Origin of the sequence: Acinetobacter sp. YH12249, assembly GCF_013417475.1 — a bacterium.
In the GTDB taxonomy this organism is placed as follows: Bacteria; Pseudomonadota; Gammaproteobacteria; order Pseudomonadales; family Moraxellaceae; genus Acinetobacter.
In genome coordinates this window covers 22,247-38,847 of sequence record NZ_VPDX01000028.1, presented here as the reverse complement: position 1 = coordinate 38,847, position 16,601 = coordinate 22,247, and the positions used below count along the sequence as shown (strand labels likewise).

Annotated in this window: 16 protein-coding genes; 12 read left to right on the top strand and 4 right to left on the bottom strand. The window is 42.6% G+C overall.

Going from position 1 to position 16,601, the window contains the following annotated elements; all coding sequences use genetic code 11:
- Positions 1-261: 261 nt before the first annotated feature.
- Positions 262-1,404 (top strand): acyl-CoA dehydrogenase family protein, encoded by a 1,143-nt coding sequence (locus FTV25_RS13290; RefSeq protein ID WP_125279075.1) that lies wholly within the window; start codon positions 262-264, stop codon positions 1,402-1,404.
- An 82-nt stretch (positions 1,405-1,486) separates the two neighbouring features.
- On the opposite strand, the gene FTV25_RS13285 is transcribed toward FTV25_RS13290, so the two are convergent.
- Positions 1,487-2,005, bottom strand: coding sequence for a DJ-1/PfpI family protein (locus FTV25_RS13285; protein ID WP_180004045.1), 519 nt, complete (start codon positions 2,003-2,005; stop codon positions 1,487-1,489).
- Positions 2,006-2,492: 487 nt separating this feature from the next.
- Here FTV25_RS13285 and pheA point away from each other — a divergent pair, with 487 nt between their 5' ends.
- The 5 genes from pheA to FTV25_RS13260 all read left to right on the top strand — a co-directional run bounded on the left by pheA (position 2,493) and on the right by FTV25_RS13260 (position 8,009).
- Complete coding sequence (gene pheA / locus FTV25_RS13280; RefSeq protein WP_125279073.1) at positions 2,493-3,602, top strand: prephenate dehydratase; 1,110 nt, start codon at positions 2,493-2,495, stop codon at positions 3,600-3,602.
- Positions 3,603-3,668: 66 nt separating this feature from the next.
- Positions 3,669-4,760, top strand: a complete 1,092-nt coding sequence (hisC, locus tag FTV25_RS13275; RefSeq protein ID WP_179993203.1) for a histidinol-phosphate transaminase — start codon at positions 3,669-3,671, stop codon at positions 4,758-4,760.
- A 3-nt stretch (positions 4,761-4,763) separates the two neighbouring features.
- Positions 4,764-7,010, top strand: coding sequence for a bifunctional prephenate dehydrogenase/3-phosphoshikimate 1-carboxyvinyltransferase (locus tag FTV25_RS13270; protein WP_180004047.1), 2,247 nt, complete (start codon positions 4,764-4,766; stop codon positions 7,008-7,010).
- A 100-nt stretch (positions 7,011-7,110) separates the two neighbouring features.
- Positions 7,111-7,476 (top strand): hypothetical protein, encoded by a 366-nt coding sequence (locus tag FTV25_RS13265; RefSeq protein WP_180004049.1) that lies wholly within the window; start codon positions 7,111-7,113, stop codon positions 7,474-7,476.
- On the top strand, positions 7,464-8,009 hold the full coding sequence (locus FTV25_RS13260; protein ID WP_180004051.1) for a GNAT family N-acetyltransferase: 546 nt from the start codon (positions 7,464-7,466) through the stop codon (positions 8,007-8,009). Before FTV25_RS13265 ends, FTV25_RS13260 begins: the two co-directional genes overlap by 13 nt.
- A gap of 33 nt (positions 8,010-8,042) precedes the next feature.
- Here FTV25_RS13260 and FTV25_RS13255 read toward each other — a convergent pair whose 3' ends face one another.
- Complete coding sequence (locus FTV25_RS13255) at positions 8,043-8,675, bottom strand: alpha/beta hydrolase (RefSeq protein WP_159123226.1); 633 nt, start codon at positions 8,673-8,675, stop codon at positions 8,043-8,045.
- A 122-nt stretch (positions 8,676-8,797) separates the two neighbouring features.
- On the opposite strand from FTV25_RS13255, the gene yaaA reads away from it, so the two are divergent.
- From yaaA to rnhB, 6 genes are all read left to right on the top strand, one after another.
- Entirely contained in the window at positions 8,798-9,580 is a 783-nt protein-coding gene (gene yaaA / locus FTV25_RS13250; RefSeq protein ID WP_179993206.1) for a peroxide stress protein YaaA, read from the top strand.
- Positions 9,581-10,688: 1,108 nt separating this feature from the next.
- On the top strand, positions 10,689-12,011 hold the full coding sequence (locus FTV25_RS13245; protein ID WP_004815389.1) for an NCS2 family permease: 1,323 nt from the start codon (positions 10,689-10,691) through the stop codon (positions 12,009-12,011).
- A 76-nt stretch (positions 12,012-12,087) separates the two neighbouring features.
- Positions 12,088-13,089: an adenosine deaminase gene (locus FTV25_RS13240; protein ID WP_180004053.1), complete on the top strand. Its 1,002-nt coding sequence runs from the start codon at positions 12,088-12,090 to the stop codon at positions 13,087-13,089.
- Between the two features lie 82 nt (positions 13,090-13,171).
- Positions 13,172-13,516, top strand: a complete 345-nt coding sequence (locus FTV25_RS13235; protein WP_004815392.1) for a hypothetical protein — start codon at positions 13,172-13,174, stop codon at positions 13,514-13,516.
- Positions 13,517-13,700: 184 nt separating this feature from the next.
- Positions 13,701-14,081, top strand: coding sequence for a hypothetical protein (locus FTV25_RS13230; protein ID WP_159123230.1), 381 nt, complete (start codon positions 13,701-13,703; stop codon positions 14,079-14,081).
- A gap of 57 nt (positions 14,082-14,138) precedes the next feature.
- Entirely contained in the window at positions 14,139-14,729 is a 591-nt protein-coding gene (rnhB, locus tag FTV25_RS13225) for a ribonuclease HII (protein ID WP_004784204.1), read from the top strand.
- 79 nt (positions 14,730-14,808) lie between these two features.
- Here rnhB and csrA read toward each other — a convergent pair whose 3' ends face one another.
- Together csrA and FTV25_RS13215 are read right to left on the bottom strand one after the other, a co-directional pair.
- Entirely contained in the window at positions 14,809-15,066 is a 258-nt protein-coding gene (csrA, locus tag FTV25_RS13220) for a carbon storage regulator CsrA (RefSeq protein ID WP_004784202.1), read from the bottom strand.
- Between the two features lie 248 nt (positions 15,067-15,314).
- On the bottom strand, positions 15,315-16,595 hold the full coding sequence (locus FTV25_RS13215; protein WP_180004055.1) for an aspartate kinase: 1,281 nt from the start codon (positions 16,593-16,595) through the stop codon (positions 15,315-15,317).
- Positions 16,596-16,601 lie beyond the last annotated feature (6 nt).

Here is a 16,601-nt window from a genome sequence, read left to right as displayed (position 1 = left end):
CTCATGAAATACGGTATTCTGATGTGACAAAACCTGAATCCTGGTCGTTAAAGTGTTTGTTTGCACTCATATTTTAACTGTTAGGACTCAGGTTTTTTTATTTAAAGCAAACTATGGGACAGCAGTGAGCTTCGGCTTCCTTTTTTATTTTTATCTGACTGTGAAGTTAGCAAAAAAATAAGTCAGGTACATGACAGCCTTTCTAAAAATAGTTAGCCTGTGCACAGGAAATAAAACGATAAACACGATAAGGATAAAAGAATGCTGGCTTACGATGCTGACCTGGAACTTTTCCGCGACAATTTCAAACGCTTTATGAATGAACATGTAGCGCCTTACTATGAAGAGTGGGAGCGTGAAGGCATGATGCCGCGTTCAGTCTGGAATGCCATGGGCGAAAATGGCTTTTTGTGTGTCGATGTCCCGGAAGAATATGGTGGCTATGGTGTTCCGACTCATTATTCCCTGATGTTAATCGAAGAGTCAGCTCGAGCAGGCTATAGCGCCATCTCAACCGGCCTGTCTTGTCACTCGGATATCGCAGCGCCGTATATCTTGCATATCGGTACAGAAGAGCAGAAAAAATACTGGCTACCGAAAATGGTATCTGGTGAAGTGGTCGGTGCGATTGGCATGACTGAGCCGGGTGCAGGTTCTGATCTGCAAGCCATGCGAACCAATGCCATCTTGCAGGGTGACCATTATCTGTTGAATGGTTCTAAAACTTTTATCTCCAATGGTCAGCATGCTGACTTAGTCGTATTAGCCGTGAAAACCGATCCACAAGCACGCGCCAAAGGTGTGTCTTTGATGCTGGTGGATACGCATCTGGAAGGCTTTAAAAAAGGCAAGAATCTGGACAAGATTGGTCTGCATTCACAGGATACTTCAGAGCTGTTCTTTGATAATGTCAAAGTACCGAAAGATCAGTTGCTGGGTCAGCCAGGTCAGGGCTTCGTCTATCTGATGCAGGAACTCCCACGTGAACGTACTGCTATTGCTGCTACTGCACTGGGCGCCATTCGTGGCTCGATTGATGTAACGACTCAATATGTCAAAGAGCGTCAGGCCTTCGGTCAGGCGATTGGTCAGTTTCAGAATACCCGCTTTGTACTGGCACAGGCCAAGATTGACGAGCTGGCAACAGCAGCTTTCTATAACCAGAATGTTGAGTTGTATATGCAAGGCAAGCTGGATGTTGAAACTGCAGCAGCGTTAAAGAGCTTCTCAACAGATATGCAAATGAAAGTTGCTGACAATCTGCTTCAGCTCTTTGGTGGTTATGGCTATATGACTGAATATCCGATTTCGCGTTTCTTTGTTGATGCCCGCATTCAACGGATCTATGGCGGTACCAATGAAATCATGAAAGAAATTGTTGCACGTGGTCTGCTTGGACGTTAAAAATCAACAGATAAAAAAAGAGTCCGAAATGGACTCTTTTTTTATAGAAAGAATATTCTTGAAATCTAGATATTTTATTATTTTAAGATTTTAGTACATCCAGACATTCATGAATAAAAATTGGCAAATCATTTGGCACTCGAGATGAAATCAGCTGATTATTGTCATTGACCAGTTCAACATCATAATACGTCGCACCCGCATGTTGTACCCGAGGTGCATGCGCACGGATACTGGTAATGATGCGGTTCTTTAAAACATCAGCCTCACTGAGTAATAAAGATGCGTCACAAAGACTAAAAATGGTCTTTTTGGCCTCATTAAAAGCCTGAATGAAATGTAAGACTCGCGTATCGTTGGCGAGGGACACTGGTGATTCACCGCCCGGAATGAGCAGGGCATCAAAATCATCAATACTGATATGATCAATTCCCCGATCAATGGTCACACTCGACTGGCCATGTAGTCCATGTACGACTTTTCCGGCATGCAGTTCAATATTACAGACACTGTGCTCTGCAGCAAGTAAGGCTGCAACAGGCTCAGTATATTCAAGATCTTCAAAATTATTCGTTACAAGTACCGCTATTCTTTTTGGCATTATAGGCACCCCCAATATAGTTTTAAATTAGACTAGCGATTTAAGGTTTAAAAAACGTCTCTGCTTTGTAACCAAATAGTGATTTAGTGTAAAAAATCCAATTAAATCAAAGGAAAATGATCAAAAAAACAGTTTTCTATGTGCATTTTATTGTGAACTGTCACTCAGATTTTAAGTAGTTAAACTAGAGGAATCGAGATGGCTTTATTTTTATTTTCTTATGCTTAAAATCGTTATGTAGATTAAGAAATAGTGATATTTCATCTTGATAAAAATCAGTTAAGATGGGCGGGCAAAGTTTACAATTTGATAATGTAAAAGATGCGAAAATGCTGAAAGAAATGTTACCAGATATGACTAAAGCGATGAACGGTTAAAATCAAATCCCTGTTTTTAAGAATTAATCTACTAAAGTTATATTGTGTAACATTTGCAGCGCACTAATTGTTATACTGCACAGATAAGGTTTATGAAGGGCGACATCACGATGATCAACGACGATCAAAACACAACGGCTTCTTTAGATTTGGCTAAAATTCGTGAAGATATCGATTCAGTTGATCAACAAATCCAGCAATTGATTAACCGTCGTGCACGTTTGGCTGAGGCTGTAGCAAAAGCGAAATTCGCATCTGAAGAAAATCCGCTGTTTTACCGTCCGGAACGTGAAGCACAGGTTTTGCGCAATGTTATGGAGCGCAATGAAGGACCATTGTCAGATACGACGATGGCACGTCTGTTCCGCGAGATCATGTCGGCTTGTTTGGCGCTTGAAGCACCGCAAAGTATTGCATTTTTGGGACCTGTTGGTACCTACACACACTCAGCAGTATTGAAACATTTTGGTCATGATGCTGTGGTTCGTCCATTACCCACCATTGATGAAGTATTCCGTGAAGTAGAAGCGGGCAGTGCACATTATGGTCTGGTGCCTGTTGAAAACTCCTCTGAAGGGGTAGTGAACCACACTTTAGACTGTTTCAAGACTTCGCATCTGAATGTGATTGGCGAAGTAGAATTACCCATTCATCACCAGTTCCTGATCTCTGAAAATACCCGTAAAGACAGTATTAAGCAGATCTATGCACATCAGCAAACTCTGGCTCAGTGCCGTAAATGGCTGGATGCCCATTATCCAGGTGTAGAACGTGTGGCACTCAGTTCAAATGCTGAAGCTGCGCGCCGTATTCAGAATGAATGGCATTCTGCTGCGATTGCTTCTGAAATTGCTGCGAATATCTATAATCTTGAGATTATGCACAGCAATATTGAGGACAATCCAGAGAACACAACACGCTTCCTGGTGATTGGTCGCGAGAAAGTGCCACAAAGCGGTAATGATAAAACTTCATTATTGGTGTCTGCGCATGACCGTGCCGGTGCATTGCTGGAAATTTTAGCTCCATTTGCCAAACACAACATTAGTCTAACCAGTATTGAAACTCGACCTGCACTTCCTGAAAAATGGGCTTATGTATTCTTTATCGATCTTGAAGGTCATATTGAGCAGGAAAATGTTAAAGCTGCGATCGAAGAAATTCGTCCGTTTGTGAAAGAAGTCCGCGTGCTTGGTTCATATCCTGCAGCTGTTTTATAAAAGCAGCCTTTCGTGGTTAGTGCGAGGGTGCTAACCACTGTTTCATCTGTAAATCGGAAGTATAAAATGTCGTTTGTCCCAGCCAATGAAGGCATCTCTAAATTAAAGCCATATCAACCAGGTAAACCGATCAGTGAACTTGAGCGTGAGTTGGGCATCACTGATATCGTAAAACTGGCTTCAAATGAAAACCCGCTGGGCTGTTCAGATAAAGTCAAAGAAGCAGTGGCTGCGGAACTGGCGGAAATTGGCCGTTATCCGGATGGCGGTGGCTTTATCCTGAAAGATCAGATCAAGACACAATTCGGTTTTGATCATAACCAGATTACTTTAGGTAATGGTTCAAACGACTTACTGGAAATATTCGCCCGTGCATTTGTTTCTGAAAAAGATTCAGTGATTTATAGCCAGCATGCGTTTGCGGTATATGCACTGGTGACTCAAGCGATTAACGCTGAAGCGATCGAAGTACCTGCTAAAGGTTTCTCACATGACCTTGAAGCGATGGCGGCTGCGGTAAAAGACAACACCAAGCTGATCTTTATTGCAAACCCGAATAACCCGACAGGGACCTGGTTTGAAGAAGCTGAATTTGAAGCATTCATGCAGAAAGTTCCTGCGAACGTGATCGTGGTGCTAGATGAAGCCTATGTGGAATATTTCCCAGAGAACTTCAATAGCCTAAAATTCCTGAAACAGTATCCAAACCTGATTGTCAGCCGTACGCTGTCTAAGTGCTATGGTTTGGCTGCACTGCGTGTTGGTTTTGCCCTGGCTTCTGTTGAAGTGACTGATTACCTGAACCGTATCCGTCAGCCATTTAACGTGAACCACTTGGCGATGGTTGCTGCGGTGGCTGCACTGAAAGACGAAGCATTCATCGAGAAATCTCGTGAAGTAAATAAAGCAGGTATGGCACAGCTTGAAGCTGGCTTCAAAGCTTTGGGCCTGAACTATGTACCTTCACGCGCGAATTTCATCTTGGTCGATGTACAGGCTGATCCAGCTGAAACATTTAACAAGTTGTTGAAAGAAGGCGTGATCGTACGTCCAGTGGGTATTCCAAACCACCTGCGTGTATCGATTGGTACTGAAGCTGAAAATGCCAAATTCCTTGCTGCATTAGGTAAAGTACTTGGCTTAGAGGCGAAAGCGTAAGTTATGTCGCAGCCACTGTTTGAAAAAGTTGCCTTTATCGGACTTGGACTGATTGGTTCAAGTCTGGCGCGTGTCATTCAGGCCGAGCATTTAGCCAATGACATCGTGGCATCGACCCGCTCACAAAAAACTTTGGAAGATGCCAAGGCACTCGGTCTGATTTCCCACGGCTATGCAGATCCCGTAGAAGCTGTTCAAGGGGCAGACCTGGTGGTGCTGGCTTTACCGGTACGTGCTACGCAAAAGGTATTGGAAACCGTCAAGCCATATCTGGCTGAGGGCGCCATTATCACCGATGTGGGTAGTACCAAGGGTAATGTGGTAGAAGCAGCCAAAGCGGTGTTTGGTGAAAAACTGCCGGCTGGCTTTGTGCCAGGGCATCCGATTGCGGGTGCTGAACATACCGGGGTGCATGCGGGTAAGGTGGATCTGTTCGCTAATCACAAGGTAATTTTGACACCGTTGCCAAGCAGCGGACAATGGGCGGTCGATAAACTGATTCAACTGTGGCAAGCGGCCAAAGCGGAAGTGATTTGTATGGATGTGGAAAAGCACGATGAAGTGCTGGCCCATACCAGTCATCTTCCGCATCTGATGGCCTTCAACTTGGTCGAACAACTGGCCAAGCGCGAAGACAATCTGGATATTTTTCGTTATGCTGCCGGTGGCTTCCGCGACTTCTCGCGTATTGCTGCCAGTGATCCACAAATGTGGCATGACATCTTTTTTGCCAATAAAAAGGCGATTCTCAATGCCGTGGACGGCTTTGAAGTTCAACTCGCGATTATCCGTAAGCTGATTGAAGATGAAGATTCACAAGCCTTAATGGGCTTATTGGGGCATGCGCAGGCGGCTCGCCAGCACTTCAATCATATGCTCGCCAAGAAACCTCTCATGGAGAAAAATAAAGTGACACAACAATTTACCATTCAACCAGGTGCCAAGACGTTCCAGGGTAAATTTACCGTGCCAGGTGACAAATCTGTGTCACACCGTTCCATCATGTTTGGTGCCATCGCTGAAGGCACAACGCATGTGACCGGGTTCCTTGAGGGGGAAGATGCCCTTGCAACTTTACAGGCGTTCCGTGATATGGGTGTAAGCATTGAAGGTCCTAAAAATGGTGAAGTGACCATTCATGGCGTGGGTATGCATGGCCTGAAAGCACCGAAGTCTGCACTGTATATGGGTAACTCAGGTACTTCGATGCGTCTGCTGTCTGGTATGCTGTCAGCACAAAAATTTGACTCGGTGATGACCGGTGATGCTTCGCTGTCTAAACGTCCAATGGAGCGTATTGCAAAACCATTACGTCTGATGGGTGCACAGATTCAAACTACGGGTGAACGTGGTACACCACCAGTATCGATTACCGGTAATCAGAACCTGAAAGGTATTCAATACGACCTGCCAATGGCATCAGCTCAGGTGAAATCAGGTATTCTACTGGCGGGTCTTTGGGCAGAAGGTGAAACTTCAGTGACTGAACCTGAACCAACCCGTGACCATACTGAACGTATGTTGCGTGCGTTTGGTTATGAAGTGAAAACTAAAGGTAACCGTATTTCCCTGCAAGGTGGTGGCAAGCTGGTCGGAACCAATATCCAAGTCCCATCGGATATTTCATCTGCTGCTTTCTTTATGGTCGGTGCAGCGATTACTGAAAATTCAGATGTGACTTTGGAAGCTGTGGGGATTAACCCAACTCGTACTGGTGTCGTCGAAATCCTAAAACAGATGGGAGCCGACATCAGCGTTGAAAATGAACGCATCGCTGGCGGTGAACCGATTGCAGATATTCGTATTCGCGGTACACGTACCTTAAAAGGCATTCATATGCCGGAAGACCAAGTGCCACTAGCAATTGATGAATTCCCGGCATTGTTCATTGCTGCTGCATGTGCAGAAGGCCAAACGATTCTAACTGGTGCTGCTGAACTGCGTGTCAAAGAATCGGATCGTATTCAGGTGATGGCTGATGGTTTGAAAACCATGGGTATTGATTGCACACCAACTGATGACGGCATCATCATCGAAGGTAAAGGTAAGACAGGCGACTGGTCACCAATCTTTACTGGCGGTGAAATTGAATCGCATCATGACCACCGTATTGCAATGAGCTTCTCGATTGCAGGTCTGCGTAACTCAGGTGAAATTAAGATTGTTGGGACTGAAACCGTCGCAACCAGCTTCCCAACCTTCACTGAACTGACTTCTCAAGCCGGTCTGACGATTGAAGTGACAGAATAATTCTAAAATTTACATGAAACAGCCAAGCTTTTGCTTGGCTGTTTTGTTTATATTGGCTTATGCTAAAACCATACAACAAAAAAGCCATTTGGATGTAGCAATGCGAAAATTAAAATTTATGGCCAACCCTCAGAGCCAGGAACAGTTACAGGGCAGTCAGCAGGCTCAGGAATATGTGGCACATCTGCTGACGGAAGAACTCTGTAAATATGGCTTTAAAACCTTGGCGCAAAGTGGCGCACAAGTGGCCGTAAGTGTCGATGAACACGAGTTGCCATTATCAGTGAGCTGTGAGACACGAGATCAGGAAGGGCACCTGATTTGTGAAATTGCTTCTTATCCGGATGAAGAACAGGACTGGCTGGACCGGATTACAGAACAAAGTTTATTAAATCAGTTGGCACAAGCCGTTGAAGCATCATTGAAAGAACAAGAAAGTTTTAGTGAGTTTGAGTGGAAGAACTAGTTCAACAAATGCAAAGGGTTTTGCCCATACTACAAAGTGAACGTCTTGTTTTAGATTATTTTAAGCCATCTGATGCTGCGGAAGCCTATGCCTCGATTACCCCGAGTCTGACCCGTTTTATGGCATGGGATGCACCGGAATCTGAACAGGTATTTGCAACAGTCTGGCAAAACTGGCTAAACAATATGGCTGATCATAAAGAATATATCTTTGTGATCCGTCATATTGAAAGACATGAATTTATCGGACTATGTGGTTTACATCGACTGCATGATGAAATACCTGAAGTGGGTATCTGGATTCGTGAAAAGGCGCATGGTCATCATTATGGACATGAGGCAGTACGTTGCATTGTGGCCTATGCTTTCAATACATTAGGGATCAAAGCTTTGAGCTATCCGGTAGCCGAAGAAAACTGGGCTAGCCGAAAAATTGCAGAACGTGTAGGTGGAAAAATTACCAACCACCTAGATAAACCTAAATATCGGGCTGTAATTTATGAAATTCATGCTAAAGATTTTATTTCTGAATAAAAAAACCTCATCATTCGATGAGGTTTTTTTTGATCAGCTTAATGCGAGGAAACGGCTCATCGCAATCCGAAGCTGTTTTAAATAACCGGTAAAGAAATGATTTGCGCCAGGCAAGATCGTGACCAGATGACGTTGAGGCTTGGCCCATTCAATCATGTCGGATAAAAGCGTGACATCATCCGCTTCACCATGGATAAATAAAATATCACCTTTGATCTGTGGAGTAACATAGTGACGTAGGCCAGCTACGGTCGCAGTCGGTAGGCCACACAAAATCACTTTTGAAGGTTGCAGTTCAACGGGCAGGGCAGCGTAACACTTGGCCATGACATGTGCGCCAAAACTGAAACCGCCTGCAAAGAAAGGCAGGCCAATATGTTGGCGACGCGCATATTTAATGACTTCAAGTATATCATCCGTTTCACCAAAGCCTTCATCATGCAGACCGGCACTTTGACCAGAACCACGGAAACTTGGACGATAGACAACACAACCACGCTCTAAAAACATTTGTGCCAGTAACACCGGAACCTTATGTTGTGGTGTGCCACCTTGTAATGGATGGGGATGACAAACAATCGCGAATCCTTTCACTTCACCCTGAGGATAATCCACAAAAACCTCAAGTTGGCCAGCAGGGCCTTGGAGGAAGATTGGTTCGGACATAGAAAACCGATAAATTGCAGGAGAATTTTCTATTTTAACGATTATGATAAATAAAAACATGAATTGGAATTAAAATAAGTCTACTGATATAGTTTGATTAATCATTTTTTAACCAGGTTGCTATGCTTGCTTTAATTTCACCAGCCAAGACTTTAGATTACGAAACACCTTTACCTACCGATCAATTTACTCAGGCAAGATTGCTGGAACATTCCCAGGAATTGATAGAAGTTGCCCGCAAGTTATCCGCAACTGAAATTGCCAGCTTAATGAGCGTCAGTGAAAAAATTGCCAATCTGAATGCGGAACGCTTTAGAGACTGGCAGCCAGATTTTGATTTTTCCAATGCTCGTCAGGCAATCTTTGCCTTTAAAGGGGACGTTTATACCGGTCTGGATGCTTACCAGTTAAAGCAGGATCAGATTCATTACGCACAGAACCATCTGCGTATGTTATCCGGCCTATATGGCTTATTGCGTCCGCTGGATCTGATGATGCCTTACCGTCTGGAGATGGGAACCAAATTGACTAACCCACGTGGTGCTCATCTCTATGAGTTCTGGGGACAAACCATCACTGACCTGATCAATCATGATCTGGCAGCAGCAGAGTCTGAAATTCTGGTCAATATTGCCTCTGATGAATATTACAAGGCAGTGAAAGAAAGCAAAATTCAGGCTGAAATCATCAAGCCGGTATTTTTAGATCAGAAAAATGGCAAATATAAAGTCATCAGCTTCTATGCCAAGAAAGCTCGTGGTTTAATGGCGCGCTTTATCATTGAAAACAAGATCAAACGAACTGAAGACTTAAAAGCCTTTAATACCGATGGGTATTATTTTGATGCTGAAAGTTCATTAAAAGGTGAGTTGGTATTTAAACGTGATGAGCAGCTGGCTGCTTAAGATAAAAGATTCACCCAAGACTGAATGAAGAAATTTTCTTAAAAGTCTTGGGTGGATTTAAGTTTAGTAATATTGGGTTGAATTGAATAAAAATTAAAGAATAGGGAAGGAACTTTCAAAATATCATTTATTTAGAAGAATTTTTAACAGGAAATGAAGAATTTTTTTAAAAGAAAAGCTAAATAAAATAATGCAAGCTATAGTGAGCTTTAAAAGATATTTTTCACTCGATAAATTTATATAGTAAATATAAATTTTTAATGAAATAAAAAATAGAATCAACTAATTAATTTCTTTTAATATTCAAAAAGTGACTAAAAAATAAAAAAATTATGACTTAAAAAATTATGATTAATTGAATAAGAAGTATAAAAAAACGAAGAATGAAAAGACCCTAAATATTTGAAAAAACTGCATTTTATCGGATTTTTTGTAAACTATGTCACAATTTTATTGTTATTTTGTTAGCATAACTTCAATGCTGTTACATAACTCAACTACAAAAATGAAAATTTATACAATTCCTATTTTTGTGCTGATGGTGGGTTTACTCGGTTATTGTGTTCACCAACAGGCCGAAACAAAAAAACATGAAGAGCTTCATCAGATTCTGAAAGAAGTACAACATTCAACTAAATTGCTGAATGCAAATCGGCCCCGACCTTAATAGATTTGCACTAAGCTCTTTGATTAGGGAATCAGGTACAAAGATAAAAATAAAATTATAATAAATAAAAGAAAATTTAATAATAGTAGAACTAGATTATATTAATTTTTAATAAAATATAAATTCTAAGAAGCAATCAGAAATCAATGTGTTATAATTTGCAAAAGATAAAGTTAGATCAAATTTACTTAAATTAAGTATTTGATTCTAATGATGAAAAAAGCTGCATAGGGGTTATGCAGCTTTTTTGTTTAGATTGTTTTTTGAGTTTTTCTAGCGCAGTTTTCTTACTGTTCGCTATTGAAACATTTTGACCCGCTAAATGGCGAAGCTGGCATATTCGTTGCTAACAGATCCTTAAAATTCATGAAGTTTTCTATAAAATTTCCTGGATTCGGCGGCATGCTTAAAGCATAAAGTTTACTCAATAGGGGCTAGGTCATGACGACTCCTAATCCATCTTCAGAAAATATGCTGGAACGTCTGTTCAAACTGAGTGAAAACAAAACCAGTTTCCGTACAGAAGTTCTGGCAGGTGTAACCACGTTCCTGACAATGTGTTACATCATTATTGTTAATCCGATGATTTTATCCGAAACCGGGATGGATCATGGGGCTGTCTTTGTAGCCACCTGTCTTGCAGCCGCAATTGGCTGTCTGGTGATGGGGCTAATTGCCAATTATCCAATCGCACTTGCACCGGGTATGGGCCTGAATGCCTTCTTTACCTACTCAGTCTGTCTGGGAATGGGTGTGCCTTGGCAAACTGCATTAGGTGCAGTATTTGTATCAGGTCTGGTCTTCATTGCCATCAGTATGTTCAAAATACGTGAGGCGATTGTCAATGCCATTCCAATGTCACTCAAACTGGCGATTGGCGGTGGTATTGGCCTGTTCCTGGCCCTGGTTGCACTGAAAAATGCTGGCATTATTGTGGATAATCAAGCGACCTTGGTGGGTCTGGGTGATTTGAAACAGCCAACTGTTATGCTTGCGCTACTTGGCTTCCTGTTAGTGGTGGTAATGCATCACTTCAAAGTACGTGGTGCGATCATTATCAGTATTTTGGTAATCACTGCGATTTCTACTGCTTTAGGTTATAACCAGTTCCAAGGTGTAGTGGGTCAAATTCCTTCACTGGCACCAACCTTCCTGCAAATGGACTTTCAAGGTCTGTTTACAGCCAGCCTGATCGGTGTGATCTTCGTATTCTTCTTGGTCGATCTGTTTGACTCTACTGGTACGCTAGTAGGTGTTTCACATCGTGCAGGTTTGTTAAAAGATGGTAAATTGCCGCGTCTGAAAAAAGCATTATTTGCCGATTCTTCTGCGATTGTTGCAGGTGCTGCTTTGGGTACTTCTTCAACTACACCTTATATTGAGTCATCAGCGGGTGTTGCAGCAGGTGGTCGTACCGGTCTGACTGCAGTTGTGGTTGGCTTGCTGTTCATTGCCTGCCTGTTCCTGGCTCCATTGGCTCAATCTGTACCAGGCTTTGCAACTGCACCTGCATTGTTATTTGTCGGTGTATTGATGATTCAGGGTATTGTCCATATTGAATGGGATGATATTACTGAAGCGGTTCCTGCATTCCTGACCATTGTATTCATGCCATTTACGTACTCAATTGCAGATGGTATCGCAATGGGTTTTATCAGCTATGCGCTGATTAAACTGCTGACAGGTAAAGCGAAAACTGTTCCATACATGGTATGGATCATCGCAGTACTATGGGCATTGAAGTTCTGGATGTTTGGTGGCTAATTTTTGTCGAATATCAAAAGGGTGTAAACTCAGTTTGCACCCTTTTTATTTTTCTCAGGTTTAATCAGGAGTAGCGATGAACCGTCTTGAATTGATTCAGGCCTTGCCAAAGGCTGAGCTGCATGTGCATATCGAAGGTACCTTTGAACCTGAGTTAATGTTTGCGATTGCACAGCGTAATGAAATTAGCATTCCTTATAAATCGGTTGAGGAAGTAAAGCAGGCTTATAATTTCCATAATCTGCAATCTTTCCTAGATATCTACTACGCGGGCGCCAATGTTCTGATTCATGAACAGGACTTTTATGATCTGGCCTGGGCATATTTTGAAAAATGTGCGGATGATAATGTCGTGCATACTGAAATGTTCTTTGATCCGCAAACGCATACTGATCGTGGCATTGCCTTTGAAACCGTGATTAATGGCTTGCAGAAAGCCTGTGATGATGCAAAAGCTAAATTAGGCATTACTTCACATCTGATCATGTGTTTCCTGCGTCATCTTAGTGAAGAAGCGGCATTTGAGACATTAGAGCAAGCACTGCCTTATAAAGATCAAATCATTGGAGTAGGGTTGGATTCAAGTGAAGTCGGGCATCCACCGTCTAAGTTTGAACGTGTTTTCGCTAAAGCACGTGAAGCCGGTTTTCTGGTGGTTGCACATGCAGGTGAAGAAGGTCCGGCAGAATATGTCTGGGAAGCTTTGGATTTATTAAAAGTAAACCGTATTGATCATGGGGTACGTTCTGAGGAAGATCCAGAATTGATGCAGCGTTTGATTGCAGAGAAGATGCCGCTTACAGTATGTCCACTTTCAAACCTGAAACTGTGTGTGGTAGATGATATGCAGCAGCATAATATCCGTCGCCTGTTGCAGCACGGCGTGCATGTCACAGTGAATTCAGATGATCCATCGTATTTCGGTGGTTATATGAATGACAATTTCATTGCCATTGCTGAAGCTTTGGACCTAAGCAATGATGAGCTAAAACAGCTGGCGATCAATTCTTTTGAAGCTTCATTTATTTCTGATGCTGAAAAACAGAAATGGATCAGCCTGATTCAGGCACTCGTTTAAAATATCATTCCAGTAAATTTGTTAGCCCAAAGAGGGTGGAGTTCGCTCTGCCTTTTTATTTAATCTGATCTGTGAACCAAAGATGAAATTAAAATTCCTGTGGCCTGTTCTGGCTGTTAGCTTAATCAATCCTGCTTGTGCAGATACCTCAATGACTCAGAAAGCCCTGAAACCTCTGATTGAATATCAGTGTGGCCAAGAGCTGAAAGATTCCAAAGTCTGGAAAATGGGTACTTATTTCATGGCTGAAGCCAATAAACAGCATTTACAGCAAAAAGTATGTGGCTGTGTAGGTGAGCATGCCTTGGAAGGTGTTCCGGCTAAAACCCTGTTAAAAGCAACCGTTGATGAAGAAACTAAAAAAGAGCTGACCCGTAAAGCAATTGCCAATAGCTTAAAAGGCTGTATGGGCGAGTTTATCAATTAAGGATTTTTGGGTGCTGGCTTATTCAGGCCTTACCCTTAAATTAATAGTGAGTCTTCTTTCCTGTGATGGCTGTGAATCTGGCTGTGCGCAGATTAGACATCATGGCGCATTTTTAGATTTCTTATTGCGATAAACTTCGGCACAATAGCTGCATATTTTAAAAGTTGAAAAAAGGATAAAATCCGTGAAAAAATTATTGGCTGTTGTTGCTCCATTAGCACTTGTTCTTTCTGCCTGCGTAGCACCCCAAGGTACAGGCACCCCAACTCAAGCAAGTACAGGTCAGCAACTCGGTTCTGCAGCCATTAAAATTGCCATCAATGCAAAATGTGTTACTGAACTAAATAATATTCCGGCTTGGCAAACTGCAACACGTTTAATGACAGAAACACAAAAACAGAATATCCAGTCTGAAATTTGTGGTTGCGTGAGTGAAAAAGCACCACAAAACGTGACTGCGGTAGATTTGGCGACTGCAGCAATTGACCCAGCAGCACGTGCAACTATTGTAGGCAATGTCGTTGCAAATACTATTAACGCTTGCGTGGCTGAAGCGGTAAACTAAGTCAAAATCAAATTTGAATAGGCTGACTGGTTCAGCCTATTTTTTATGGGAAATAAAATGAATATTGCTGGTGTAGATGAAGCAGGGCGTGGGCCATTAGTAGGATCGGTGGTCGCTGCGGCTGTGATATTGGATCCGAATAACCCGATTGAGGGCTTAAATGATTCCAAGAAGCTAAGCGAGAAGAAGCGCGAAAAACTTTTTATTGAGATTCAGGAAAAAGCACTGGCTTGGGCCATCGCTGAAGCCTCTGCGGCAGAAATCGACGAGCATAATATTTTGCAGGCCTCTTTGCTGGCAATGCGCCGCGCTGTGGAAGCATTAAGCATTCAGCCGGAACATGTACTGGTCGATGGCAACAAGATTCCTCAGGGTCTTGCGATGAGCTGTGATGCGGTTGTAGGTGGGGATGCTCTGCATCCTGAAATCTCGGCAGCCAGTATTCTGGCAAAAGTGACCCGGGATCGCCAGATGGTAGAGATGGATCAGAAGTATCCACAATTTGGCTTTGCCAAGCATAAGGGTTATCCGACCAAAGCACATTTTGAAGCGATTGCCTTACACGGGGTGATTGATGAGCACCGTCGTAGTTTCGGACCGGTGAAAAAAGTGCTGGCAGCGTTGCTTGATCAGCAGCAGGCAGGATAAAGTCTGATTATTTTGCTATGCAGTTGAAAATTAGACAAATTAAAAGCGGCTTAAAAGCCGCTTTTATATTCATACAAAATTAACGGTTAAAGTTATTTTGTGTCTGGTTATCATCTTCATAAGAAGAAGGCTGATAATCCTGGTCAATATGCTGAAGATGTTCATGCATTGCACGTTCATGCTGGATACGCTGGTAAATCTCTTCACGGTGTACAGAGACTTCTTTCGGAGCATTTACCCCAATACGAACCTGGTTGCCTTTTACGCCAAGTACAGTCACGCTGACTTGGTCTCCGATCATTAAAGTTTCCCCGACGCGTCGAGTCAAAATCAGCATGTTTCTCTCCTTGCAAAATGCAAAACCTGCAATCTATTGAATGTAATAAAAAAACACAACCTAAAATTATATAATTAAAGTTTGAATAGAAAGTCCTGTCCATGAAATGAAGAGGTTAACTATCCAGACTGTTGAAAATCCTTAAGCTTAATATAACAGAGCCACTATAAAAAAAACTATAGTGGCCCTGCATTTTTGTAGAGATTTAATGAAATACTGTCAGACAATGACGGTATTTTGTAGTTCTCTTAAGCGCGTGCGCTAGATTCACCATGTTCACGGTCTAAACCAAACGCAGTGTGAAGTGAGCGAACTGCAAGCTCAAGATAATTCTCTTCGATAATTACTGAAATCTTGATTTCAGAAGTAGAAATCATCAGGATGTTGATGCCTTCATCAGCAAGGGCAGTGAACATTTTGCTCGCTACACCAGCGTGAGAACGCATACCTACACCTACGATAGACACTTTTACGATGTCATCACGAGTTGCAACTTCACGTGCGCCAATCGCTTGAGCAGTTTCTTCAAGGATTTTTTTGGCTTTAGCGAGTTCACCGCGGTTTACAGTAAACGTGAAATCAGTTGTACCATCTTCTTCAACGTTCTGGATAATCATATCCACTTCGATATTGGCATCACCAATTGGTTTAAGAATTTTAGATGCAATACCTGGCTCATCTGGAACACCCAGAATAGTCAGTTTAGCTTCGTCGCGGTTGAACGCGATACCAGAGATAATTGGCTGTTCCATGTTGTCTTCCAGTTCAGTAGTAATAAGAGTTCCGACGTTGTTTTTGAAGTCTTCGTCAAATGCGCCATCATTGTCATTATCGAAGCTTGAGAGTACGCGTAAAGGCACTTGGTACTTGCCTGCAAATTCTACAGAGCGAATTTGAAGAACTTTAGAACCTAAAGATGCCATTTCCAGCATTTCTTCGAAAGAGATACGGTCTACTTTTTTCGCTTTAGGCGCAACACGAGGGTCAGTCGTATATACGCCATCAACGTCTGTGTAAATCTGACATTCATCCGCTTTAAGCGCTGCAGCAAGTGCGACACCTGAAGTATCAGAACCACCACGGCCTAAAGTTGTGGTATTGCCATCAGCATCAAAGCCTTGGAAACCAGCCACCACGATCACGCGGCCTGCATCCAGGTTTTCAGTCAATACATCGGTATCAATAGATTCGATACGTGCTTTGGTGAATGCACTGTCAGTTTTAATACCAACCTGGCGACCAGTTAAAGATTTAGCTTCAACGCCAATTGAATTCAGCGCCATAGCTAACATGGAAATCGTTACCTGTTCACCCGTAGAAACCATTTGGTCAAGTTCACGTGGGTCAGGGGTTTCGGTAATGGCTTTCGCGAGAGCAAGCAAGCGGTTGGTTTCACCACTCATAGCAGATACGACTACAACCATCTTGTGGTCATGGTCATGCCAGCGCTTCACACGACGAGCAACATTGAGAATGCGCTCGGGAGTACCCATTGAGGTACCGCCATATTTTTGAACGATTAATGCCATAGTTGT

Coding starts and splice junctions, on each gene's coding strand:
- FTV25_RS13215 (WP_180004055.1), bottom strand. CDS start 16,595: ATGGCATTAATCGTTCAAAAATATGGCGGTACCTCAATGGGTACTCCC.
- yaaA (WP_179993206.1), top strand. CDS start 8,798: ATGCTTGCTTTAATTTCACCAGCCAAGACTTTAGATTACGAAACACCT.
- FTV25_RS13235 (WP_004815392.1), top strand. CDS start 13,172: ATGAAATTAAAATTCCTGTGGCCTGTTCTGGCTGTTAGCTTAATCAAT.
- FTV25_RS13270 (WP_180004047.1), top strand. CDS start 4,764: ATGTCGCAGCCACTGTTTGAAAAAGTTGCCTTTATCGGACTTGGACTG.
- FTV25_RS13290 (WP_125279075.1), top strand. CDS start 262: ATGCTGGCTTACGATGCTGACCTGGAACTTTTCCGCGACAATTTCAAA.
- FTV25_RS13285 (WP_180004045.1), bottom strand. CDS start 2,005: ATGCCAAAAAGAATAGCGGTACTTGTAACGAATAATTTTGAAGATCTT.
- pheA (WP_125279073.1), top strand. CDS start 2,493: ATGATCAACGACGATCAAAACACAACGGCTTCTTTAGATTTGGCTAAA.
- FTV25_RS13255 (WP_159123226.1), bottom strand. CDS start 8,675: ATGTCCGAACCAATCTTCCTCCAAGGCCCTGCTGGCCAACTTGAGGTT.
- FTV25_RS13240 (WP_180004053.1), top strand. CDS start 12,088: ATGAACCGTCTTGAATTGATTCAGGCCTTGCCAAAGGCTGAGCTGCAT.
- FTV25_RS13245 (WP_004815389.1), top strand. CDS start 10,689: ATGACGACTCCTAATCCATCTTCAGAAAATATGCTGGAACGTCTGTTC.
- csrA (WP_004784202.1), bottom strand. CDS start 15,066: ATGCTGATTTTGACTCGACGCGTCGGGGAAACTTTAATGATCGGAGAC.
- rnhB (WP_004784204.1), top strand. CDS start 14,139: ATGAATATTGCTGGTGTAGATGAAGCAGGGCGTGGGCCATTAGTAGGA.
- hisC (WP_179993203.1), top strand. CDS start 3,669: ATGTCGTTTGTCCCAGCCAATGAAGGCATCTCTAAATTAAAGCCATAT.
- FTV25_RS13265 (WP_180004049.1), top strand. CDS start 7,111: ATGCGAAAATTAAAATTTATGGCCAACCCTCAGAGCCAGGAACAGTTA.